The 23,951-nt window shown below is 58.9% G+C and carries 21 protein-coding genes; 9 read left to right on the top strand and 12 right to left on the bottom strand.

Annotated features, from left to right (window positions below; translation table 11 throughout):
- Positions 1-5: 5 nt before the first annotated feature.
- Together ACEWPJ_RS07210 and ACEWPJ_RS07205 are read right to left on the bottom strand one after the other, a co-directional pair.
- Positions 6-1,580 carry a Re/Si-specific NAD(P)(+) transhydrogenase subunit alpha gene (locus tag ACEWPJ_RS07210; RefSeq protein ID WP_416512046.1) on the bottom strand — a complete coding sequence of 525 codons (1,575 nt, stop codon included), beginning with the start codon at positions 1,578-1,580 and terminating at the stop codon, positions 6-8.
- A gap of 148 nt (positions 1,581-1,728) precedes the next feature.
- Positions 1,729-2,175, bottom strand: coding sequence for a methyltransferase family protein (locus ACEWPJ_RS07205; RefSeq protein WP_416512044.1), 447 nt, complete (start codon positions 2,173-2,175; stop codon positions 1,729-1,731).
- A 110-nt stretch (positions 2,176-2,285) separates the two neighbouring features.
- Here ACEWPJ_RS07205 and kynU point away from each other — a divergent pair, with 110 nt between their 5' ends.
- Positions 2,286-3,479: a kynureninase gene (gene kynU / locus ACEWPJ_RS07200; RefSeq protein ID WP_416512042.1), complete on the top strand. Its 1,194-nt coding sequence runs from the start codon at positions 2,286-2,288 to the stop codon at positions 3,477-3,479.
- On the top strand, positions 3,476-4,315 hold the full coding sequence (kynA, locus tag ACEWPJ_RS07195) for a tryptophan 2,3-dioxygenase (protein ID WP_416512040.1): 840 nt from the start codon (positions 3,476-3,478) through the stop codon (positions 4,313-4,315). Before kynU ends, kynA begins: the two co-directional genes overlap by 4 nt.
- A gap of 2 nt (positions 4,316-4,317) precedes the next feature.
- Here kynA and ACEWPJ_RS07190 read toward each other — a convergent pair whose 3' ends face one another.
- From ACEWPJ_RS07190 to ACEWPJ_RS07180, 3 genes are all read right to left on the bottom strand, one after another.
- Positions 4,318-5,094, bottom strand: a complete 777-nt coding sequence (locus ACEWPJ_RS07190; RefSeq protein WP_416512038.1) for a gamma-glutamyl-gamma-aminobutyrate hydrolase family protein — start codon at positions 5,092-5,094, stop codon at positions 4,318-4,320.
- Positions 5,095-5,222: 128 nt separating this feature from the next.
- Positions 5,223-7,364 carry a malate synthase G gene (locus tag ACEWPJ_RS07185; RefSeq protein WP_416512036.1) on the bottom strand — a complete coding sequence of 714 codons (2,142 nt, stop codon included), beginning with the start codon at positions 7,362-7,364 and terminating at the stop codon, positions 5,223-5,225.
- Positions 7,365-7,526: 162 nt separating this feature from the next.
- The gene (locus ACEWPJ_RS07180) at positions 7,527-7,724 is read right to left on the bottom strand and encodes a hypothetical protein (protein WP_416512034.1); all 198 of its coding nucleotides are present in this window, start codon (positions 7,722-7,724) and stop codon (positions 7,527-7,529) included.
- A gap of 105 nt (positions 7,725-7,829) precedes the next feature.
- Here ACEWPJ_RS07180 and pepN point away from each other — a divergent pair, with 105 nt between their 5' ends.
- Genes pepN through ACEWPJ_RS07165 form a run of 3 tightly spaced genes read left to right on the top strand, consistent with a single transcriptional unit; the run spans position 7,830 to position 11,443 of the window.
- Positions 7,830-10,391 carry an aminopeptidase N gene (pepN, locus tag ACEWPJ_RS07175; protein ID WP_416512032.1) on the top strand — a complete coding sequence of 854 codons (2,562 nt, stop codon included), beginning with the start codon at positions 7,830-7,832 and terminating at the stop codon, positions 10,389-10,391.
- A gap of 23 nt (positions 10,392-10,414) precedes the next feature.
- On the top strand, positions 10,415-10,843 hold the full coding sequence (locus ACEWPJ_RS07170; RefSeq protein WP_416512030.1) for a hypothetical protein: 429 nt from the start codon (positions 10,415-10,417) through the stop codon (positions 10,841-10,843).
- A gap of 48 nt (positions 10,844-10,891) precedes the next feature.
- Positions 10,892-11,443, top strand: coding sequence for a hypothetical protein (locus ACEWPJ_RS07165; RefSeq protein WP_416512028.1), 552 nt, complete (start codon positions 10,892-10,894; stop codon positions 11,441-11,443).
- Here the strand turns inward: ACEWPJ_RS07165 and ACEWPJ_RS07160 are convergent.
- Positions 11,435-12,046: a transglycosylase SLT domain-containing protein gene (locus ACEWPJ_RS07160; RefSeq protein ID WP_416513019.1), complete on the bottom strand. Its 612-nt coding sequence runs from the start codon at positions 12,044-12,046 to the stop codon at positions 11,435-11,437. The genes ACEWPJ_RS07165 and ACEWPJ_RS07160 overlap by 9 nt on opposite strands.
- A gap of 175 nt (positions 12,047-12,221) precedes the next feature.
- On the opposite strand from ACEWPJ_RS07160, the gene gatB reads away from it, so the two are divergent.
- Both gatB and ACEWPJ_RS07150 read left to right on the top strand, forming a co-directional pair.
- Complete coding sequence (gatB, locus tag ACEWPJ_RS07155; RefSeq protein ID WP_416512026.1) at positions 12,222-13,736, top strand: Asp-tRNA(Asn)/Glu-tRNA(Gln) amidotransferase subunit GatB; 1,515 nt, start codon at positions 12,222-12,224, stop codon at positions 13,734-13,736.
- A 119-nt stretch (positions 13,737-13,855) separates the two neighbouring features.
- Positions 13,856-14,272 (top strand): DUF4177 domain-containing protein, encoded by a 417-nt coding sequence (locus ACEWPJ_RS07150; RefSeq protein WP_416512024.1) that lies wholly within the window; start codon positions 13,856-13,858, stop codon positions 14,270-14,272.
- Here ACEWPJ_RS07150 and ACEWPJ_RS07145 read toward each other — a convergent pair whose 3' ends face one another.
- The gene (locus tag ACEWPJ_RS07145; RefSeq protein WP_416512022.1) at positions 14,273-14,530 is read right to left on the bottom strand and encodes a BolA family protein; all 258 of its coding nucleotides are present in this window, start codon (positions 14,528-14,530) and stop codon (positions 14,273-14,275) included.
- A 74-nt stretch (positions 14,531-14,604) separates the two neighbouring features.
- Here ACEWPJ_RS07145 and ACEWPJ_RS07140 point away from each other — a divergent pair, with 74 nt between their 5' ends.
- Positions 14,605-15,234, top strand: a complete 630-nt coding sequence (locus tag ACEWPJ_RS07140; protein ID WP_416512020.1) for a DnaJ domain-containing protein — start codon at positions 14,605-14,607, stop codon at positions 15,232-15,234.
- A 62-nt stretch (positions 15,235-15,296) separates the two neighbouring features.
- On the opposite strand, the gene msrB is transcribed toward ACEWPJ_RS07140, so the two are convergent.
- The 3 genes from msrB to uvrA all read right to left on the bottom strand — a co-directional run bounded on the left by msrB (position 15,297) and on the right by uvrA (position 19,392).
- A complete protein-coding gene (msrB, locus tag ACEWPJ_RS07135; protein WP_416512018.1) occupies positions 15,297-15,770 on the bottom strand; it encodes a peptide-methionine (R)-S-oxide reductase MsrB in 474 nt (157 codons plus the stop codon).
- An 82-nt stretch (positions 15,771-15,852) separates the two neighbouring features.
- The gene (locus ACEWPJ_RS07130; RefSeq protein WP_416512016.1) at positions 15,853-16,407 is read right to left on the bottom strand and encodes a fasciclin domain-containing protein; all 555 of its coding nucleotides are present in this window, start codon (positions 16,405-16,407) and stop codon (positions 15,853-15,855) included.
- Positions 16,408-16,533: 126 nt separating this feature from the next.
- The gene (gene uvrA / locus ACEWPJ_RS07125) at positions 16,534-19,392 is read right to left on the bottom strand and encodes an excinuclease ABC subunit UvrA (protein WP_416513018.1); all 2,859 of its coding nucleotides are present in this window, start codon (positions 19,390-19,392) and stop codon (positions 16,534-16,536) included.
- A gap of 168 nt (positions 19,393-19,560) precedes the next feature.
- Between uvrA and ACEWPJ_RS07120 the strand changes: the two genes are divergently transcribed.
- Positions 19,561-21,768 (top strand): VWA domain-containing protein, encoded by a 2,208-nt coding sequence (locus ACEWPJ_RS07120; RefSeq protein ID WP_416512014.1) that lies wholly within the window; start codon positions 19,561-19,563, stop codon positions 21,766-21,768.
- Between the two features lie 51 nt (positions 21,769-21,819).
- Here ACEWPJ_RS07120 and lpdA read toward each other — a convergent pair whose 3' ends face one another.
- Both lpdA and ACEWPJ_RS07110 read right to left on the bottom strand, forming a co-directional pair.
- The gene (gene lpdA, locus ACEWPJ_RS07115) at positions 21,820-23,214 is read right to left on the bottom strand and encodes a dihydrolipoyl dehydrogenase (protein WP_416512012.1); all 1,395 of its coding nucleotides are present in this window, start codon (positions 23,212-23,214) and stop codon (positions 21,820-21,822) included.
- A gap of 120 nt (positions 23,215-23,334) precedes the next feature.
- Positions 23,335-23,907, bottom strand: a complete 573-nt coding sequence (locus ACEWPJ_RS07110) for a DUF924 family protein (protein WP_416512010.1) — start codon at positions 23,905-23,907, stop codon at positions 23,335-23,337.
- Positions 23,908-23,951 lie beyond the last annotated feature (44 nt).

Below are 23,951 nucleotides of genomic sequence, written 5' to 3'. Positions count from 1 at the left end.
CCCCCTTAAGATTTCTGGAACATGGCAAGCATGCGCCGTGTGACGAGGAAGCCGCCGAAGATGTTAATCCCGGCCATGAAGACAGACAGCGCCGCCAGCAAGATCACGAGGAACGAACCGGACCCGATCTGCATCAGCGCGCCAAGGATGATGATCGACGAAATCGCGTTCGTTATCGCCATGAGCGGTGTGTGCAGCGAATGCGACACGTTCCAGATCACCTGGAACCCGACAAAAACGGCCAGCACGAAGACGATGAAGTGCTGCATGAAGCTCGGCGGTGCGAACAGCCCCACCAGTAGCATCAGCACCCCACCTACGCCAAGCAGCGTGAACTGTTGCTTGGTCTGCGCCTTGAACGCTGCGACCTCCTTCGCGCGTTTCTCCTCCGCTGTCAGTTCGCGCGGCGCCTCTTTCTTAGGCGCGGCCGCAATTGCCTGCACTTTCGGCGGCGGTGGCGGGAAGGTGATCTTGCCCTTGTGGGTCACGGTCGCGCCACGGATCACATCATCTTCCATGTCGTGATTGACCTTGCCGTCCTTTTCGGGCGTCAGGTCCGTCATCATGTGGCGGATGTTGGTCGCATAAAGCGATGAGGATTGCGTCGCCATCCGGCTTGGGAAGTCCGTATAACCGATGATCGTTACGCCATTGGCGGTCACGATCTTTTCGTCCGGCACGGTCAGCTTGCAGTTACCACCCTTTTCCGCCGCAAGGTCGACGATCACCGAACCCGGCTTCATCGACTTGACCATATCCTCGGTCCACAATTCCGGCGCTTCGCGGTTGGGGATCAGCGCGGTCGTGATGACGATGTCAACTTCGGGCGCGAGTTCGCGGAATTTGGCAAGCTGCGCCTCGCGGAACTCCGGGCTCGACACACTGGCATAGCCACCCGAGGACGATCCATCCGCTTGTTCTTCTTCGAAATCGAGGTAGACGAACTCCGCCCCCATCGATTCCACCTGCTCGGCCACTTCGGGGCGAACATCAAAAGCATAGGTGATCGCGCCGAGCGACGTCGACGTGCCGATCGCGGCAAGGCCCGCAACCCCTGCCCCGACGACCAGAACCTTCGCTGGTGGCACCTTGCCTGCAGCGGTGATTTGCCCGGTAAAGAACCGACCGAAGTTGTTGCCCGCCTCGATCACAGCGCGGTAGCCCGCGATGTTCGCCATTGACGACAGCGCGTCCATCTTCTGCGCACGGCTGATGCGGGGCACCATCTCCATCGCGATGACGGTTGCGCCTTTGTCGGCGGCCTGCTGCATCAGCTTGTCGTTGCCTGCCGGATTGAAGAAAGAAACCAGCGTCTGCCCTTTGGCCAGGCGTTTGACTTCTGTATCGGTCGGAGGGCGCACTTTGGTGACGATATCAACCGCCTTGAACAGCGCCGCGCCGGTTTTCACCACCTCGACACCTGCATCACGGTAGTCGGCGTTTGAAAAACCCGCCGCCTCGCCAGCACCAGACTCGATAAAGCACTGATGACCCAGCTTCGCCAGTTCGCGGGCGCTTTCCGGAGTCATCGCGACTCTGGCTTCGCCCTCAATCGTTTCCTTAGGTGCGCCGATTTTCACGTCTGATTGTCCCCCAATTTAACCTAAACAAAGACCGCACGTTCCAAATTGTTCAAAACGGGCGGCCCTACGGACATTTTCGTTCGTTTGTCTCATAACCTGCCTTTTGGCGAAGCACAACAAAGCGTCGGCGTCGGACCGACTTCAATCATATCCATCGGCGGACTTTGCGCTCATAAGCGGCATATTGAACGCGAAATTGACGGCGCAGGCGCTTTTCCTCGGGCAAGATGAAGCGCCGCTCGATCACCCAAACGAAAATCGGAATCAGTGGTAGTGACAAGACGGCATCCCAACGCAGAATGAGACCCGTCAAAATCAGCGCGTCAGCGACGTAGATCGGGTTTCGCGACCGTTTGTAGACACCGGATTGGATCAGGGCGTTCGATTCACCATGCGGATGAACCGTCGTTTGATGCTTGCGGAACTGAACAAACGCCAAGGCCATCAGCAACACGCCGCCACCGACACACAACCCGCCCAAAAAGTCGGCCCAACCGCCGCCAAAGGAAAGCCCCGTCCAATAGGTGCTTTGCACCCATGCGATCACCAGAAAGACCGCAAGCCAGACTGGGGGAAGATCAATCGTTTTCATCGCAGCCTCTTACCCTATCGTCAGAAACGGATCACATCGCGCCTGACCCTCTTGCGTCGCAGGCCCGCGCGGATACTGTGTGCCCGTCAACCAGATCGCAGAGGCTTCTTATGACTGATTTCGCGGCGACGAAAGCGATGTTTCACCTGCCGGACAATGTGACCTACCTTGACGGGAATTCGCTCGGCCCCTTGCCGAAGGCCACCGCCGCCCGCCTCGCCCGCACCGTCACGGATGAATGGGGGGAAATGCTGATTACCGGCTGGAACCGCGCCGGATGGATGAACCTGCCCCGCCGCTTGGGCGACCGGATCGGGTGCTTGATCGGGGCAGAGCCGGGAACGGTCGTGTTGGGTGATACCCTGTCGATCAAGGTTTACCAAGCGCTCGCCTCAGCGCTTGAGATGAACCCAGACCGCAAGATTATCCTGTCCGACACCGGGAATTTTCCGTCGGATCTCTATATGGCCGAGGGGCTGTGCAAAACGCTCGGCCCTGACTACGCCCTGCGCACCGTCGCGCCCGAAGACGTTGCCGACGCGCTGAGCAACGATGTTGCCGTCCTGATGCTGACTGAGGTCGACTACGGCACCGGGCGCAAACATAACATGAAGGCACTAACGGACGCGGCCCATGACAAAGGCATTCTTTGCGTCTGGGATCTGGCCCATTCCGCCGGGGCGTTGCCCGTCGATGTTGCGGGCTGCAACGCGGATTTCGCCGTTGGCTGCACATACAAATACCTCAACTCCGGCCCCGGTGGACCTGCCTTTATCTACGTCGCGCCGCGCCACGCGGACGTTGCCCGCCCCGCCCTGTCCGGCTGGTTGGGGCATGAGGCACCGTTTGCCTTTGAACGCCACTACCGCCCCGGCGTGGGGATCGACCGGATGCGCGTCGGCACACCGCCAATTTTGCAGATGGCCGCGCTCGACGCTGCGATGGATATTTGGGACGGGGTCGATATGAATGCGCTCCGCGCGCGGTCAATCGCGCTGTGCGAGCAATTCATCGAAGGGGTTGAGGCGCGATGCCCCGCCTTGACCCTCGCCAGCCCACGGGATCCGCAGAACCGAGGCTCCCAAGTCTCATTCCGGTTCACCGAGGGGTATGCGGCCATGCAAGCCCTCATCGCCCGTGGCGTGATCGGTGACTTTCGTGCGCCGGATATCATGCGGTTCGGCTTTACACCGCTTTATATCGACGAAACCGATGTCGGCCATGCCATCGACGCCATCGCGGACGTGATGAAAAATGATCTGTGGGACACTCCTGAATATAAAAAACGCGCGGCGGTCACATGACAAAAACACCCTACAACCCCGCCGATGATGGTGCAGAGATGAGCTTTGACGGGCGTATGTCCTATAGCGACTATCTTCGGCTCGACGCGATATTGGGGGCGCAGGACATGCTGTCGGACGCCCATGACGAAATGCTGTTCATCGTCCAGCATCAGACGTCAGAGCTTTGGATGCGGCTGGCGATCCACGAACTGACCGCTGCCCGTGATCTTCTTGCTGAAGGTCGGATGCGCCCGGCGTTCAAGATGCTGGCCCGCGTCGCCCGGATATTCGAACAGCTCAACAACGCGTGGGACGTGCTGCGCACCATGACGCCCAGCGACTACACCACGTTCCGGGAAGCCCTCGGCCAATCGTCCGGTTTTCAAAGCTGGCAGTATCGCTTGATTGAATTCATGGTCGGCAACCGGAATGTCGCGATGCTGAAGCCGCATGAACATCGGAAAGACATCGCCACCTTGCTGAAAGCGGAACTGTCTCGGCCAAGCCTTTATGATACAGCGATTGCCGCTTTGCCGCAGCACGGTTTCAACCTGCCCGACGAGGTGACGCAACGCGACCTCAGCGCGCCATACGCACCAAACGACGCGGTTATGGCGGCGTGGACGACGGTTTACGAAAACCCCGAAGATCACTGGGAACTCTACGAACTCGCCGAGAAGCTGGTGGATTTTGAAGATTACTTCCGCCGCTGGCGGTTCAACCACGTCACGACGGTGGAGCGGGTCATAGGCTTCAAACGCGGGACCGGCGGGACAAGCGGCACCTCATACCTTCGCCGGATGCTGGATGTTGAGATTTTTCCCGAACTCTGGCACTTGCGCACCGATCTCTGAGGTCAGGCCGATTTCAGACCCCGCGCGGTCCGACCGGCGGCCCATCCACGCACCGCATCGCCGAACGCTTCGAACAACGGGCGCGACACAGGGTCATTCGCCGCATTCCACTCCGGATGCCATTGAACGGAGAGGGAGAACCCCGGCGCGCCATCGATATAGATCGCTTCGGGCGTTCCATCCTCAGCGACCCCGTCGATCACAACCCGTCGCCCGGTGCACTTAATGCCCTGCCCGTGCAGGGTGTTCGTCACGACCTCCTCCGCGCCAAGCAAGCGATGGAAAGGCCCGCCCTTGGTGAATTTCACCGAATGGCGTAGCGCGAATTTTTCTTCCAGCGTCCCGTCAGGGGGCATTCTGTGATTGTTCCGCCCCGGTAGATCGCGGATTTCGGGGTGCAACGTGCCGCCCATAGCGACGTTGACTTCTTGAAAGCCGCGGCAAATGCCGAACACGGGTTGCCCCGCCTCGATGCAGGCCCGCACGAGGGGCAGGACGATCGCGTCGCGATGGCGATCAAATTCGCCATGCGCTTCGGTCGCTGCCTCGCCGTATTCTTCGGGGTGTACATTCGGGCGGCCACCGGTCAGAAGAAACCCGTCGAATGTCGACAGCAGTTCCGGAACCGAAACAAAATTCGGGTCGGTGGGAATCAACAGCGGCATACAGCCCGACACTTTCGCAATCGCTTCGGAATTCATCGTGCCGCCCGCATGGGACGGGTATTCATCGTTAATGAGATAACTGTTCGAGATTATTCCGACGAGTGGGCGGGTCATTTCTGGCCTTATGAATTGCGGTTACGGCAGACTATAAATTGCAACGACGCCCCTGAACAGAGAGGTCGTTACACAGCTTACTCTGCAATATCGCACAACGCTGTGGCCAAAATCGGGCGTGTCGCGGATTAGCTTTGCGCTTTCAACTCCAACCGGCGGGCATGAAGCACGGGTTCGGTGTAGCCCGAAGGCTGTTCGCGCCCCTTGAAGACCAGATCACAGGCCGCCTTGAACGCGATGCCGTCAAAGCCCGGCGCCATCGGCATATAGGACGGATCGTCGGCGTTCTGCCCGTCAACGACAGCCGCCATCTTTTTCATCGCCGCCATCACAGTGTCTTCGCTGACGATGCCATGGTGCATCCAGTTCGCGATATGCTGCGCGGAAATCCGGCAGGTCGCCCGGTCTTCCATCAAACCGACATCGTTGATGTCCGGCACCTTGGAACACCCGACGCCCTGGTCAATCCAACGCACCACGTAGCCGAGGATGCCCTGGGCATTGTTTTCGACCTCTCGGATAATCTCCTCATCCGACCATTTCCGGTAGGACGCGAGCGGGATTTCCAGAACGGTATCGACATAGGCGCGCTTGCCACCCGCTGCGATCTTGTCCTGCCGCGCGAAAACGTCGACCCGATGGTAATGCAGCGCGTGAAGCGTGGCGGCTGTCGGGCTGGGAACCCACGCACAGTTCGCACCCGCCAGTGGATGCGCGATCTTCTCTTCCAGCATATCAGCCATCTGATCGGGGATCGCCCACATGCCCTTGCCAATCTGCGCCTTCCCCTGAAGGCCGCATTCAAGGCCGATGTCGACGTTCTGATCCTCGTAGGCACCGATCCATGCCTTCCGCTTGATGAACTCTTTCCGCGAAAACGCGCCGGCCTCCATCGACGTGTGAATCTCGTCACCCGTGCGGTCGAGGAAACCGGTGTTGATGAACGCGACCCGGCTTTTTGCGGCGCGGATACATTCCTTCAGGTTGACCGACGTGCGCCGCTCCTCATCCATGATGCCGAGCTTCACCGTGTTCTGCGGCAGGCCCAATGTAGATTCCACGTGGTTGAATATCTCGTTCGCAAACGCGACCTCTTCCGGGCCGTGCATCTTGGGCTTCACGACGTAGACCGAACCGTGGACGGAATTGCCGCCGTCGCGCTTCAGGTCGTGCATGGCGATCAACGTCGTGACCATCGCATCCATCAGGCCTTCGAAAATCTCGTTTTCGTCCCGATCGAGGATTGCCGGGTTCGTCATCAGATGCCCGACGTTGCGCACCCACAACAGCGCCCTGCCCTTCAGGCGGATGGGATTGCCATCGGGGTCCAGATACTCCCGATCCGGTGACAGGCTTCGGGTGATGGTCTCGCCACCCTTCTGAAGCGTCGTCGACAGGTCGCCTTTCATCAGTCCAAGCCAGTTCGAATAGGCGAGGATCTTGTCTTCGGCATCGACGGCGGCAACGGAATCCTCGCAATCCATGATCGCGGACATCGCGCTTTCGATGATGACATCGGCCATGCCGGCCTGATCGTGGCGCCCGATCGGGTGGTCCTTTTCAAAGAACAGTTCGACATGCAGGCCGTGATTGACCAGCAGGATCGCCTCGGGCGCATCGGGGTCGCCGCGATAGCCTACGAACTTGGTCGGATCTTTCAGCGGCTTGCCGTCAATCGAAAGCTGGCCGCCCTGAACCATGTATTTCTTCGCATCCGCGTGACTACCGCCCTTGATTGGAAAGCTATCGTCGAGGAAAACCCGCGCCCGTGCCACGACCCGCGCACCGCGACCACGATCATATTCCTTCGATTCCGGCAGATCGCCCATCGCGTCGGTGCCGTAGAGCACATCGTAGAGCGAACCAAACCGCGCATTCGCGGCGTTCAGCGCATACCGGGCGTTGGTGATCGGCACCACAAGCTGCGGCCCCGGCACCTTGGCGATTTCCGGGTCGACATTCGCAGTGTCGATCTTGAACGCCGGGCCTTCGGGCAGCAGATAGCCAATCTCTTCAAGAAACGCGCGGTATTTGGGGTGGTCATGCGGCTGTCCGCGACGGGCGATATGCCAGTCATCAATCTGCTTTTGCAGCGCCTCACGCTTTTCCAGCAACGCACGGTTCTTCGGGCCAAGATCATGGGCGAGCGTGGACAACCCGCCCCAGAACGTATCAGCATCCACACCCGTTCCCGGCAACGCCTGCGCCTCAATGAACTCCGCAAATGAGGAGTCGACCTTCAATCCCTGCCTGTCAACGCGCTCCGACATCCTGCACTCCCCGTTGATGGATCACAAAAGCCTGACCCGTATACCGCTGCACACCAATAAGAAATTTGACGGCATCGTGCAACGGATCGAACGACTTGAACCCTATTCCCAACCGGAAAGGACTTTATGGGGATTCGAGAAAATCGCACCGTATCCCGAGGATCACTCAGTCGTCGTGATTTGTTCAGCGTTGGTATCGATACGCACACCGCCTTCGGCAGGGTCGTCAGCGGCGGCAGCGATGTAAATCAAGTAGCCGATGAACAGTAAGGCAACGATAATCAAGCTTAGCTTAATGCCGTTTATCGCGGGCTTATGCTCCACCTCTTGTTTATCGAGATCAGTTTTCGGTGCGGACATCGCAATTCTCCTTTCTATGGAACGGCGCGCAAGTGCATTGGTTGCGCCTCTTACTCAACATCCCTAACGTCCGAAAATGCCCAATGTTCCAGACCGGAGACCGCAATGAAGGACGCGACACCCCAAGCCATCTATCTTTCCGACTACACGCCGCCAGCGTGGTTGATCGATGATGTGCACCTGACGTTTCGCCTGTCCCCGACGGCGACACGCGTCTTGTCGCGGATCACGTTTCGCCCAAACCCGGAAACGACCGACAGGCGCTTTCTCCTGCATGGCGAGAACCTGAAACTGATTTCTGCCCGCATCGACGGCACAGAAGTTTCCCCGGAGGTAACCGACGAAGGGCTGACCTGCGACACACCCCAAAAGGCGTTCGTTTGGGAGGCTGAGGTCGAAATTTCGCCCGAAACCAACACCGCGCTTGAAGGGCTTTATATGTCAAACGGCATGTATTGTACTCAGTGCGAGGCGCAGGGCTTTCGCAAGATCACCTACTATCCCGACCGCCCGGACGTTATGGCAACTTTCACGGTGCGGATTGAGGGATCGGCGAAAGAAACCCCGATATTGCTGTCAAATGGCAACCCGGTTGGCCTAGGCGACGATTGGGCCGAATGGCATGATCCGTGGCCCAAGCCCGCTTATCTATTCGCGCTCGTCGCGGGTGATCTGATCAAACATCCCGGCAGCTTTACAACCATGTCCGGCAAGGAGGTTGAGCTGAACATCTGGGTCCGCCCCGGCGACGAAAACAAATGCGCCTTTGGCATGGATGCGCTGAAACGGTCGATGAAGTGGGACGAGGATGTCTATGGCCGGGAATACGACCTCGATATCTTCAACATCGTTGCGGTGGACGACTTCAACATGGGTGCAATGGAAAATAAAGGTCTGAATATTTTCAACTCTTCCGCCGTACTTGCGTCGCCCGAAACATCCACCGACGCGAATTTCGAGCGGATCGAGGCGATTATCGCACATGAGTATTTCCACAACTGGACCGGCAACCGCATCACCTGCCGCGACTGGTTTCAGCTTTGCCTGAAAGAGGGTCTGACGGTGTTCCGTGACCAGCAGTTCACCGGCGACATGCGATCCCATGCCGTGAAACGCATCAGCGACGTGCTGAGCCTTCGGGCGCGGCAATTCCGTGAGGATAATGGCCCGCTGTCCCACCCCGTTCGGCCCGAAAGCTTCGTTGAGATCAACAATTTCTACACCGCAACGGTCTATGAAAAAGGGGCCGAAGTCATCCGAATGCTAAAAACGCTGGTGGGGGACGATGCCTACTCCAAAGCGCTCGATCTCTATTTTGAACGGCACGACGGGGACGCAGCGACGATTGAGGATTGGCTGAAGGTGTTTGAAGACACGACTGGTCGCGACCTTAACCAATTCAAGCGCTGGTATTCGCAGTCTGGGACGCCCCGGCTATCAGTCAATACACACTTTAGCGACGGCACATACAGGCTTGATTTCAAGCAGGAAACGCAGCCAACACCGGGGCAAGAAACGAAACTGCCGCAGGTCATCCCGATCGCGGTCGGGCTTCTATCGCCAAACGGCGACGAGGTCGTTCCGACCACCGTTCTGGAAATGACGGAAAGCGAGCAGAGCTTTTCTTTTGACGGACTTGCCTCAGAACCAATCCCGTCAATCCTGCGCGAATTCTCCGCCCCGGTGATCTTGACGCGCCAATCGACCAACGTTGAACGCGCCTTCCTTCTTGCCCATGACACGGACCCGTTCAACAAATGGGAATCCGGGCGGGCATTGGCGAAAGATATCCTCGCACAGATGATTACCAAGGGCACGTCCCCGTCCGGCGACTACCTTGACGCGCTGGCCGCCGTCTTGCGCGACGACACGCTCGACCCGGCTTTCCGTGCGCTTGCGATGTCGCTGCCCGGTCAGGACGATCTGGCGCAAACGCTGTTTGAAGCCGGAGCGACCCCCGATCCGACAAAAATCTACCGCGCGCATCAGACGCTGAAGCAAAGCATCGCCCAGCATTTACAGGATACTTGGCCCCGCGTGATCGCCGAAATGGATGTGCCGGGCCCCTATTCTCCCGATGCAGAGGCAGCAGGCAAACGGGCCTTGCAGGGCATCGCCCTCGCCTATCTGACGCGGATCGACGCAGGGGCCGCAGCGGCACGCCAATACGAGCAGGCCGACAACATGACCCAACAACTTGGTGCTTTGGGCGCGCTGCTTTCCATTGAAAAGGGCGCGACAGAGCTTTCCGCGTTCCGTGAGCAGTGGAAGGATGACCGGTTGGTCATGGACAAGTGGTTCGGCCTGCAAGTCAGCCACGCCGCCCCTGAAAACGCCGCATCCATCGCGCGAACCCTGACCGAAGACCCAGCGTTCGACTGGAAAAACCCAAACCGCTTCCGCGCGGTGATCGGGGCGTTGTCGATGAACCCCGCGGGCTTCCACGACCCGACGGGCGCGTCCTACGCCCTTGTCGCCGATTGGCTGATCCGGCTTGATCCCATCAATCCGCAAACCACCGCTCGGATGACGACCGCGTTCGAAACATGGCGCCGCTACGACGTAGACCGTCAAGACCTAATCCGAGAAGAACTCCGCCGCATCGCCCGATCCGACGGGCTAAGCCGCGATACAGGCGAGATGGTTGGCCGCATTTTGGGTGAGTGAACAGAACCGGGGAAAGAAAGCTGGTGCAGACATTGCGATACCAAACCACTGGCCGGAACAGGCGGACCCTTTTAGTTTTAGCGACTGTCTACCTACTGTTTCTGCTGGCCTTCATCTGGCTCGATGCTGCTTGGTGGATCATCCTTTTCCTTGCCCTGTTTACCTTACCCGCCCTTTGGGACGTGGTGTCGAACCGGGCGTCGGGGCTGACCCTTTCAGACGAAACCATATCGTGGACATCCGGGCGCTATTCCGGTGAAGTTCAGGTTGCCGACCTCGAAAAAGTGCGGTTCGACACGCGTTTGGATTTTTCGGTGCGGGTCACTCTGCTGATGCGCGATGAAACCAAGGTTCGTCTGCCTTACGACGCGCTGCCCCCGCATCGCGGGTTGGAGGCGGCGATGAACGACATGGGAATCAAGACGGAACGGCATCACTTCGCGCTCTTGTGACTTCGGCGTGAACGGTGACCTGCTAAAAGCAGGGAAAATGGGGGCGTCATGCGATTTCTGATCTTGGCTCTGATCCTTCTTGGCGGCGGCGCTTACGCGCAGGACAGCGAAGGGCGCAATACACCCGGCGACTGGCGTGTCACACATCACGAAATTCACGGCATCTGGAATACGATGTGCGACGAACGTGGCGAAGGAGATGGTTTCGAGCAGCGATGCTACATTCGCTACGTCGATGTATTTTCGCCCGCGCCCAACTTTGCGGCGCAGTTTGTTTTCGTGACCCCTATGGCCGAGGGGCACAAGATCGACTTTGGTATGGAACGTGGCACGCGCTTTGTCGATGGCGGGTTCCGGCTGGAACGCGACGGCCAGACCGTCTGGCAGACTGACCAGCGCGGCTGTCTTCGCGGGCGTGCGTGTTCGTTTGAGAACTCGGCCTCTGACGAACTATTGCAACATATGCAGGACGGCGGTGCGCTGTGGTTTGAATTCACCGACCGGCACGGCGCGGATCAACTGCTTGAATGGAGCCTTGAGGGGTTCCAAGACGCCTTCACCGATTATGAGGCTGAGGCGCGCGCGCGCGACCTACTCTGAACAATAGGACTGCGCAGCGGTCCAGGCCGCGATGTCATTCCGCTTTGCCCGACTGTGAAACGGGCCCCAATCCGCAGCGACCCCGCGCCCGCCACGCGACACGACGCCATCCCGCGAAACCGTTGCGGCGAGAATGCGCACGGCACAGGACAGGTTGGCCGAACCGTTCTTCAACGCATCCCCTGATCGAGCCCGACAGCCATACCCACGTGCCGTGGCAGGCGCGATTTGGACAAGACCGAACCACCGGCCACCGCCCCCGACCGCTTGGGGGTTCCACGTGCTTTCATGTTTTGCCAAGGCCGACAGCAATCCCGCCCAGAACGCCCTTCTATCGGTCAGGTTCGCATCCTCATAGGCGGGGCAATAGGCATCGATGTCGGCCGGTGTCGTCAGCGGCAAGGCCGCGCCGTGAGCGGACAGCGCAGACAGCGTCGCGCGGGTCCAATCCGCCGCTTCGGGTCGATGGCTCCAGCGCATCGCGGGCAACACGGTATCGCGCGATGCAATCTCTGCATCCGTTCCGGAATCGCAGGCGGGCGCAACCGATAGCAAAAGCCCGAATAGCGCAACCTTCGCCCATCGCACACCAAAACACTTCATCATCGAACTCTCCACCTGAACCAGCGTCGTATAGTCCACCTTTCCGACACATCTGGCAAGGAACGGGATTTGGCGCTGGCAGGTCGGCGCCCATCTCTTCGCACGGCGTGACACTTGCCCCGCCTTCCGTGCTGATCTAGAACGCGGCAAACAGTGCATACGCAGGATGACGAAGATGCTCGACCACCTCTCCTTCTCAGCGCCGGAACCGAAGACAATCGCAGGCGCAAAACACGACTGGGAACTCGTGATCGGGCTTGAAGTTCACGCGCAGGTCGCATCGAAAGCGAAACTTTTTTCCGGCGCTTCGACCCAGTTCGGGTCTGAGCCGAATTCAAACGTCGCCTTCGTTGACAGTGCGATGCCGGGGATGCTGCCGGTCATCAATGAATTCTGTGTGGAACAAGCCGTCCGCACCGGGCTGGGTCTGAAGGCGCAGATCAACCTGGTTTCGGCGTTTGATCGCAAGAACTACTTCTACCCGGATTTGCCGCAGGGCTATCAAATCTCGCAGCTTTACCACCCGCTCGTTGGCGAAGGCGAAGTGATCGTCGACATGGCCCCCGGCGTGGCGCGTCGCGTGCGGATCGAACGCATCCACATGGAGCAGGACGCTGGCAAGTCGATCCACGACATGGACCCCAACATGTCCTTCGTCGATCTGAACCGCACCGGCGTCGCATTGATGGAGATTGTCAGCCGCCCCGACATCCGCGGCCCGGAAGAGGCTGCGGCCTATGTCGCGAAACTGCGCCAGATCCTGCGCTACCTCGGCACCTGCGACGGCAACATGCAGAACGGCAACTTGCGGGCGGATGTGAACGTCTCGGTCTGTCGTCCGGGCGATTACGAGAAATATCAGGAAACGCAGGATTTCGCACATCTCGGCACCCGGTGTGAGATCAAGAACATGAACTCCATGCGCTTTATCCAACAGGCGATCGACTACGAGGCCAAGCGCCAAATCGCCATTCTTGAGGATGGCGGAGAAATCGTGCAAGAGACCCGTCTTTACGACCCCGACAAGGGTGAAACGCGGTCGATGCGGTCGAAGGAAGAGGCGCATGATTATCGCTATTTCCCCGACCCCGACCTGCTGCCGCTGGAAATCGAACAGGCGTGGGTCGATGATATCGAAGCGAGCCTGCCGGAACTGCCAGACGCCAAGAAAGCGCGGTTTGTGAAGGATATGGGGCTTTCGGAATACGATGCCTCCGTCCTGACCGCTGACGTTGAAAGCGCCGATTATTTCGAAGCCGTGGCCGATGGGCGCGACGGAAAGCTCGCCGCGAACTGGGTTATCAACGAATTGTTTGGGCGGCTCAAGAAAGACGACCGCGATATCGCGGACAGCCCGGTTTCACCCGCCCAGCTTGGCGGCATCATCGACCTGATCGGCAAGGGCGACATTTCGGGCAAGATCGCCAAAGACCTTTTCGAAATCGTCTATACCGAAGGCGGTGATCCGGCTGAAATCGTCGAGTCTCGCGGGATGAAGCAGGTGACGGATACCGGCGCGATTGAGGCAGCGGTTGACGAAATCATCGCCGCCAACCCGGCGCAGGTCGAAAAAGCGCGCGAGAACCCGAAGCTTGCCGGGTGGTTCGTTGGCCAGGTGATGAAAGCGACCGGCGGCAAGGCCAATCCGAAGGTCGTGAACGAGCTTGTCTCAAAGAAGCTCGGCGGGTAAGCGCCCGTCCTCAGGCGACAATTCCGCAACATCACGCGCAGCGGACCTGTCACGTTTGGACAGATCGCCCCCGAATCGGATAGACGTTAACCTTGCCTAATGGATCAGGGAAATTCGGTATGCCGAAATATGAGTATAAAGTGGTGCCTGCGCCCAAAAAGGGTGAAAAGGCCAAAGGCGTCAAGGGCGTCGAAGATCGGTTCGCCCATGCCCTGATGACCGTGATGAACGAATTGGGAAGCGACGGCTGGGAATATATGCGCGCCGATACGCTGCCCTGCGAAACACGTTCTGGCTTTACCGGGAAAAGCACGGCGTTTCAGAATATGCTGATCTTCCGCCGCGTGATTGAGGAATCGGCGGAAGAGGCTGACGCACCCCTCTTCACCCCCCGGATCGAAGACAAGCCCGAAGTCGTCGCACGCACCCTGCCTGCCGCAACCGATGCGTCAAAGGCGCCCGAAAGCCACCGCGCTCTTGGTCCGGCGACAGCCTCGACCGACGATGGCAAGGCACCGGAAGTCGCGGCAGAGTAATCAGGCCCCGATATCAATGCTAAGCGCGTGGATTTTTCCGATCAGGTCTTTGCCGATCGCTGCATGAACCGCGCGGTGCTGCGCGATCCGGCTTTTCCCCTTGAATGCAGACGCCCGGATCACAACATCAAAGTGACTTTCGCCCCCCTCGCGATACCCTGCGTGGCCACGGTGCGATTCACTGACATCACGAACTTCAAGAACCGACGGGTCGAATGCGTCGCTCAGCTTTGCGCGAATTTCCTCAGTAATTGTCATTTTTCCCGTCTTTCCCCTTCAATCCAGCAGATATTGGTCTAAACTCTCGGGTCCGAGTCGAAAAGGTACTGATGATGAAGAAAGACGATCCGTTCGGATTTGATATGTCCGTGTCATCGGCGAAAAAGAAAAACCCGCGTGGCAAGCGTGGGATGTCGGGGGCGTTCGAAACCTCAACCCGCCAGTGCGAACATGCGGGCTGCGAGGAACGTGGCCAATATCGTGCGCCCAAATCGCCCGATCACTTGGATGAATTCTTCTGGTTCTGTAAGGACCACGTCCGGGCCTATAACCTCAAATGGAACTTCTTCAACGGCGCGACCGAGGAGGAGATGGAGGAACAGGCACAGTCAGACCGTGTCTGGGGCCGTGAAACCAAGCCCTTCAAGAAAAGTGCCGAAGAACGCGCCTGGGAACGTCTGGGCGTTGATGATCCGCATCAGGTCCTGGGCGAGAAGGCAACTCGCAATCCGGGGAAATCCATCACCGGCACCCGGAAGCTACCGCCAACCGAACGCCGCGCGATTGAGATTCTGGAAGCGAAAGATCACTGGACGAAACCAGAAATTCGCAAGCAATACAAAGCGCTAATCAAGATACTTCATCCGGATATGAATGGTGGCGACCGCTCTGACGAGGATCGCTTGCAGGAGGTTGTCTGGGCGTGGGATCAGATCAAGGTTAGTCGCAGCTTTAGGGATTAAGGCAACCAAGATGCGAAAAGGCCGCCAACACTGGCGGCCTTTCTTGTTCATGTTCGTTCAGATCAACCCGCTTGGAAAATCAGACTGACCCCGTTCAGACAATGGCGTTTCCCGGTCGGCGCCGGCCCATCGTCGAAGATATGGCCAAGATGGCTGCCGCAGCGGCGGCAATGCACTTCGGTGCGGACGGAAAACAGCTTGCGATCCTCTTTGGTCCGCACAGCGTTCGGCAGGCTTTCATAGAAACTGGGCCAGCCGGTGCCGCTGTCATACTTCGCGGCGGAGCTGTAAATCGGCAGGTTGCATCCCCGGCAAAGATAGGTGCCGTCGGAGTATACTTTGTCGAGAGGGCTGGACCCTGCCCGCTCCGTCCCCTCTTCGCGCATCACGCGATATTGGGCTTCGGTCAGCATCGCGCGCCATTCTGAAGCGGTGCGCGTAACTTCAAAATTTCCGTCGCCTGCACTCAACGCGCCCGGAAGGCCCGCAGCCACGGTGCCCATCAGGCTGAGTTTCAGCATCTTTCTGCGGTTCATCTTTCGGCCTCCTCATTCGTGTCCGGCGGGCGGGCCGCCTGTGTCTGACGGCCCTTATACCCTACGGGCGTTCACCCTTCATTCACATTTTCGGCAGAAGTACTGCATCAATTACGTGGATCACACCATTGCTTTGGTCGACATCGGCGATGGTCACATTCGCGACGTTGCCGTTTTCGTCTTCCAGCATAATCATGTCGCCATCGGCCTTCGCGGTCAGCGTGCAGCCCCCGACGGTCGGCACCGGATGCGCACCACCATCATCGGCAATCATGCCTTGGATCGCGTCGGACATCGCGTCAGCGGCAACCACATGGCAGGTCAGGATCTTGACGAGTTGATCCTTGTTTTCTTCCATAAGCAGGCTGTCCACGGTACCCTCTGGCAGCGCGGCAAAGGCGTCATTTGTTGGTGCGAAAACCGTAAACGGGCCTTCGTCGGACAGCGTCTCGACCAAACCTGCGGCCTGCACCGCTGCGACCAACGTCGTGTGGTCGGCTGAGTTCACGGCGTTTTCGATGATGTTCTTATCCGGGAACATCTCTGCCCCGCCCACCATCTTGGTGTGACCAGCGGCAAGGGCAGCGCCTGCGGTCAGGGCAAGGGCGGCAGCAGTCAGTTTGAGTGTCGATTTCATCATGGTATCTCCTCTGTATCGGCCAGCACCTTTTGGGCTGGTGAGGAAGACACGAGGGATCGATACCCGAAGTTTCAGGATCACCGAAGAAATTTACGGATTGATCGTCGAAAAAGCCGTAAGCGCCTATTCTGCCGCGACTTTTTTCGCGGCAAGCATATCCTTGAGGTAGCGCCCGGTATGACTGCCAGCGGCGTCGGCCACCTGTTCAGGCGTTCCTGTCGCCACGATCTGCCCACCGCCATCGCCGCCCTCAGGGCCGATGTCCAGAATCCAGTCGGCGGTTTTGACCACATCCAGGTTATGTTCGATCACGATGACGGTGTTGCCCTGATCTACAAGCTCATGCAGCACTTCCAAAAGTTTGCGCACGTCTTCGAAATGGAGGCCCGTCGTCGGCTCATCAAGGATATAGAGCGTGCGACCCGTGGAGCGTTTGGACAGCTCCTTCGACAGCTTCACCCGCTGTGCCTCACCGCCCGAAAGCGTCGTCGCCTGTTGGCCAACCTTGATATAACCGAGTCCCACGCGGGCCAGCGCATCCATCTTGTCGCGGATGGACGGCACGGCCTTGAAGAACTCCTGCGCGTCCTCGACCGTCATATCAAGAACGTCGGCGATGCTCTTGCCCTTGAACTTGATCTCAAGCGTTTCGCGGTTGTAGCGGGCACCGTTACAGGTTTCGCAAGTGACGTAGACATCGGGCAAGAAGTGCATTTCGATCTTGATGACACCGTCGCCCTGACATGCCTCGCACCGTCCGCCCTTCACGTTGAAACTAAAGCGGCCCGGCTTGTAGCCGCGGGTTTTCGACTCTGGCAATCCAGCGAACCAGTCACGGATGGGCGTGAATGCGCCCGTATAGGTCGCCGGGTTTGATCGCGGCGTGCGCCCGATGGGGCGCTGGTCGATGTCGATGACCTTATCAAGGTGCTCCAGCCCCTTGATCGTTTCGCAGGGCGCCGGCGTCTGCCGCGCACCGTTCAGGCGCATGGAGGCCGTCTTGAACAGCGTTTCGATAGTCAGCGTCGATTTCCCGCCCCCAGAAACGCCTGTCACGCAGACGAACTTGCCCAGTGGGAACTCGGCTGTCACGTTTTTCAGGTTGTTGCCCGTAGCCTTCACGACCTTCACGGACTTCTTGTTTCCCTTGCGTCGTTTCGCGGGCACCGGAACCTCGCGCCGGCCCGTCAGATACTCCCCAGTGATCGAACCTTCGGCGGTCGCAATCTCATCCGGCGTGCCTTTCGCGACGACTTGGCCGCCGTGAACGCCAGCGCCGGGGCCGATGTCAAAGACGTAATCGGCCTCTCGGATCGCTTCCTCGTCATGTTCGACGACGATCACCGTGTTGCCCTGATCTCGCAGGTTTTTCAGCGTGGTCAACAGCCGCCCATTGTCGCGCTGGTGAAGGCCGATGGACGGCTCGTCTAGAACGTACAGAACGCCGGTCAGGCCTGATCCGATTTGGCTTGCCAGCCTGATCCTCTGGCTTTCCCCACCGGACAAGGTCCCCGCATTCCGGCTAAGCGTCAGGTATTCAAGTCCGACATTGTTAAGGAACCCCAGCCGTTCGCGAATTTCCTTGAGGATCGCGCGGGCGATTTCGTTCTTTTGCGCGGTCAGGTGTTCCGGCACAGCGGCGCACCAATCGAACGCCTCTCGGATCGACATCTGCACCACCTGCCCGACGTGCAGGCCCGCGATCTTGACGGCCAGCGCCTCTTCCCGCAGGCGGTAGCCTTCGCAGGTGTGGCACGGGCGGTTGTTCTGGTAACGCTCGAATTCTTCGCGAATCCAGTTGCTGTCGGTTTCGCGATAGCGGCGTTCCATGTTGGGGATCACACCCTCGAACGCGCGGGTAACCTCGTAGACGCGGCCGCCTTCGTCATAGCGAAACTTGATTTCCTCGCCGTTCGAACCATAGAGGAACACCTGCTGCACGTGGGGCGGCAGATCCTTCCAAGGCGTGTTCTTGTCAAATTCGTAGTGCCGCGCGATCGCCTCGATGGTTTGCAGGAAATAGGGCGATTTTCCCTTCCGCCACGGGGCAAGCGCGCCGTCGTATAGCTTTAGCGCTGCGTCAGGCACGACGAGGCGTTCATCAAAGAACAGCTCAACCCCCAGCCCGTCGCATTCGGGGCACGCTCCGAACGGCGCGTTGAACGAAAACAGGCGCGGTTCGATTTCGGAAATAGTGAAGCCCGACACGGGACACGCGAACTTTTCGCTGAACGTGTGGCGCTCCGGCTCGCCGTCTTTCGGGGCGGTTTCCAGCACGGCGATCCCGTCGGCCAGATCAAGCGCGGTGCGGAAACTGTCGGCCAGCCGCGTTTCCATCCCCTCGCGCACGATGATCCGGTCGACGACAACGTCGATGTCATGCCGGAATTTCTTGTCGAGCGTCGGCGGCGTGTCGAGCTCATAGAACTCCCCATCCACCTTAACCCGTTGAAAGCCCTGCTTTTGCAGCTCTTGAAAATCTTTGCGGTATTCACCTTTACGGTCGCGCACGATGGGTGCCAGCAGATAAGCGCGCGTCCCCTCTTCCATCGTCATCACGCGGTCGACCATGTCCTGCACTTGCTGCGCCTCAATCGGCTTACCGGTCGCAGGGCTGTAGGGTGTCCCGGCGCGGGCGAACAACAGCCGCATATAGTCGTAAATTTCGGTGACAGTGCCGACAGTCGAACGCGGGTTCTTGCTGGTCGTTTTTTGTTCAATCGAAATCGCCGGAGACAAGCCGCTGATGTGATCCACATCGGGCTTTTCCATCATATCAAGGAACTGACGCGCATAGGCGGACAGCGATTCAACATAGCGCCGCTGGCCTTCCGCATAGATTGTATCAAACGCGAGCGAAGACTTGCCGGACCCCGAAAGCCCGGTGATCACAACCAGTTCGTCACGCGGAATATCGACGTCGATTGACTTCAGATTATGCTCGCGCGCGCCGCGCACTTCGATGAACTTCTGTTCCAAAATGATCTACCTTTGAACGAGTGGTTAACAGATAAGGTATGTGCGCTGAGTCTCCAACCTGAAAATGAGAACAAATTAGGAACTTCTTAACACTCCTGACGAAACTCGCTCTGCGCTTTGGATTTTGATAACGTCGGGGAATTCCAGTCGTTCCATTTTCGAGAGGTTATTATGCGAAACCTGCTGGCCGTTCTGTTTTCCGCCCTCCTGACATTTACTGCCCACGCGCAAGAAACCGGGCCGCGCACGATCCTTGTGCTTGATGGCTCCGGGTCGATGTGGGGGCAGATCGACGGCGTAACGAAAATCGAAATCGCGCAGGAGGTGATCGGCGGGCTGCTGCAAACCCTGCCTGACGATCAGGAACTTGGACTGACCGCATATGGCCACAGGCGCGACGGGGATTGCACGGATATCGAAACGCTGATTGCGCCCGCCGCCGGGCAACGTGCCGCGATTTCCGAGGCGGTCAATGGTATCTCGCCGAAGGGCAAGACGCCCCTCTCCGCCGCCGTCCTCGCCGCCGCGCAATCGCTGCGCTATACGGAAGAGACTGCGACCGTGATCCTCGTCTCCGATGGACGGGAAACCTGCGACCTCGACCCCTGCGCTGTCGGTGCAGAGCTTGAGGCGAGCGGGGTTGACTTCACCGCCCATGTTATTGGGTTCGACGTCACCGACCCCGAGGATCAGGCGCAGTTGCAATGCCTTGCCGAAGCGACCGGCGGCACCTATCGCACCGCCTCGAATGCCGCCGAATTGACCGACGCCCTGACCGTCGTTGCAGAGCCTGAACCCGCGCCAGAGCCGGTAGCAATCGTCTTCCGCGCCGTCGAAAGCGAGGGCGGACCTGAGGTAACTGAGCAACTGGTGTGGGAGCTATCGCAAGACGGAAGCTCCCTCGGGGCGCCGGTGCTTGGCCCAAAAGTCGCAGCGCAATTGCTGCCGGGCGAATACGGCGTAAAGGTGTTGCGGCCCTCCGATGAAACCACGGCAGAGAGCAGTTTCATCGTCGCGGATGAAGAGCAAACCGTCACGCTGATCCTGCCGATCCAACTCCCTGACGCGACGATCGAAGCGCCCGAAACCGCGGTGGCTGGCAGCACGATCAACGTCACATGGACAGGACCGGACGACGAAAGGGATTATGTCTCGGTCGCCCGTCTGGATGATCCGAACGGTTATGTGAACTACACCTATACCCGCGACGGGTCGCCGTCCGGATTGCTGATGCCGCCGACACCGGGCAGTTATGAGCTTCGGTATATCTTGGCAGACGGGCGCTCGGTTCTTGCTACGAAACCCATCGAAATCACCCCAGTCGAAGCGAGCCTTGATGCACCCGAAGCCGCCACCGCCGGGGAAACGGTCGACATCGGATGGACCGGACCGGACTACGACCGCGACTATATCTCTGTCGCGCGGCTGGACGATCCGCGCGGGTATGAAAACTACGTCTACACTCGCGATGGATCGCCGGGCGGGCTGGTGATGCCCTCCGAACCCGGCGAGTATGAAATCCGGTATGTGATGGCGCAGGCAACCACGGTGATCGCCAGCGAAAACGTCACGGTCGTGCCGGTCGAGGCAACGCTTGACGCGCCTGCGGCTGCGGTTGCGGGCTCCACCCTCAACGTCGCGTGGACGGGGCCGGATTACGCACGGGACTACATCGCGATCTCTCAGCCGGGCGATAAAGGATATGAAACCTACACCTATTCGCGCGAGGGCACGCCGCTCGGTGTCAAGGTTCCGCTTGAGCCCGGCACCTACGAGCTCCGCTATGTGATGAGCCAGGACACGACAGTATTGGCCACCCAGACGCTTGAAGTGACCGAGGTGGGCGCGACGCTCGACGCGGTTGAGAACGCTCCGGCAGGTAGCCTCGTCGTCGTTCACTGGGATGGCCCAGATTACGGTCAGGATTATATCTCCATCTCTGCCCCAAGTGCGGAGGACACAAAATACGACGCCTATACCCGGACAAACGAAGGCTCTCCGCTGTTGTTGCGGATGCCAGCGGAACCTGGGGAGTATGAGTTGCGGTATATCGCGACCGGCGATCAGCGCAGCGTGCTGGTGCGGCGCGGGATTACCGCCACTGAAGTCACGGCGTCGATCACAGCACCAGACTCCGCCCCCGCCGGTGGCCGGGTCGCGATCTACTGGGACGGGCCGGACTATCGCGGCGATTACATCGACATCGTGAAGGATGGCGAAACGGATTACCGAAGCTACATCAACACCTCTCAGGAATCCCCGATGGTGCTGGAGCTGCCCGAAGGTCCGGGGAAATACGCGATCCGCTACATGACGGATCGCGGCAAGAAGGTGCTGGCAAGCCACCCGATCGAGTTGACCTACGAAGCCGCGCAGTAGAACACAGCGGGCACCCTGCCCGGCGTTTCTGCGGCGCACCCGGCGTCCGGATCACAAATGAATGACCCGCCCGTAGGCGTCGAGCACGCTTTCGTGCATCATTTCGCTGAGGGTCGGATGCGGGAAGACGGTGTTCATCAAGTCTTCTTCGGTCGTTTCAAGCTGGCGGCCAACGACGTAGCCTTGGATCAACTCGGTGACTTCCGCGCCGACCATGTGCGCGCCCAGAAGCTCGCCCGTCTTTTCGTCGAAGATGGTCTTAATCATGCCCTCGGCCTCGCCCAAGGCAATCGCCTTGCCGTTGCCGATAAAGGGAAAGCGGCCGACCTTGATCTTGTAGCCAAGCTCCTTGGCCTTCGCTTCGGTGTAGCCGACGCTCGCGATCTGGGGCTGGCAATAGGTGCAGCCCGCGATGCTTTCGGGTTTGATCGGATGGGGCGTTAAGCCCGCGATCAGTTCCGCGACCATCACCCCTTCATGGCTGGCCTTGTGCGCAAGCCACGGCGCACCCGCGATGTCGCCGATCGCGTATAGCCCATCAACGCCGGTGCGGCAGAATTCGTCGGTGATGACATGCGCCTTGTCAATCGTGACGCCAAGCTCCTCCAACCCCAGCCCTTCGACATTACCGACGATTCCGACCGCAGAAATCACTGTGTCGAAGTCCAACTTTTCAACCTTGCCGCCGGTTTCGATATGGGCTGTCACATTGCCCTTGCCGCGATCCAGCTTCTTGACCGTAGACTTTTCGAGGATCGTCATCCCCTGTTTCACGAATTGTTTCTTTGCGTGACGGCTGATCTCAATATCTTCGACAGGCAGGATATTATCCATCACTTCGACAACAGTCGTGTCAGATCCGAGCGTATTGTAGAAAGAAGCGAACTCTATCCCGATCGCGCCAGAGCCAATCACCAGCAGTTTTTTCGGCATCCGAACCGGGTCAAGCGCGTGTTTGTAGGTCCAGACCAGATCGCCGTCTGCCTCAAGTCCAGGCAGTTCGCGGGCGCGTGCGCCAGTGGCGAGAACGATGGATTTCGCCGCCAGCTCCTCCGTTCCCTTGTCGGACTTGATTGTGATTTTGCCCTTCGCGGGGATCGTCGCCGCACCCATCACGACGGTGATCTTGTTCTTCTTCATCAGGTGGCCGATGCCGCCGGAAAGTTGCCCTGCCACTTGCCGCGACCGCTTGACGACCGCCTTCAGATCGAACCCGATTTTGTCGACGCTCAGGCCGAACTCCGCCGCCCGTTCCATTAGGTGAAAAACCTCAGACGATCGCAGCAGCGCCTTGGTCGGGATACATCCCCAATTTAGGCAAATACCGCCGAGGTGTTCGCGTTCGACAATGGCCGTTTTCAGGCCCAGCTGCGCCGCGCGGATCGCAGCGACATAGCCGCCGGGGCCGGCGCCGATCACAACAACATCGAATGAATTGGCTGCCATCTGCGCCCCCTCCGAACTGAAATCCACCTAAGCTTAGGTGATCCGAAGCGGGGCTTCAACACAACCACAAACGTCTAACCGACGTCACTCAAACCATCATAAATTCAATAACTTAACGAATCAAACCCGCACGGCTTCCATTGCCGCGCCATAGCCGCCTGCCTCAAGGAAAGACGCCTCTGGTGCCGTGACCGACCGGTCCAGCGCCTCGTTGCGGTAGGGAAATCTACCGAAGCGCCGAATGACCTCGCGATGTGCCTTGGCGTGAAGAAGCTGTTCTTCGCCACTTTCCGGCATCCGGGTCAGCATCAGGCGCACACAGCGTTCCTGATCGCACAGGCATTCAGAGTGCATAAGCGGCAGATAGAAGAACTGACGCTCAGGCTCCGCCACGCGCATATCCCAGCGCTTGTCGATCGCCTTTTTCGCTGCACAGCGCGCCTGACGGTCTGTCGAAAACGCCTTGCTTGTGCCTCTGAACATGTTTCGTGGAAATTGATCGAGAAGGATAAGATAGGCCAGGATCATTTCTGGCTTCATCATCCATTCAGAAAGCTTGCCGTCTTTGGCGGCTTCCCATGTCTCTTTGAATTTATCACGGATTTCTGCATCAAGGTCATCTCCACCTTGATACCATTTTTCTGGACCGACTTGTCTTAGCCAGTACTCCAGAACGTCACTTGGGTTCTGCATCGGGCCCTCCTCCCTCGCATCAACACACCCCAGACATAGGAAGC

Source organism: Aliiroseovarius sp. YM-037 (genome assembly GCF_048060095.1).
Classification (GTDB): domain Bacteria; phylum Pseudomonadota; class Alphaproteobacteria; order Rhodobacterales; family Rhodobacteraceae; genus JBLUOA01.
Note: the sequence above shows the minus strand (reverse complement) of the source record. Positions and strands in the feature narration are given on the sequence as shown.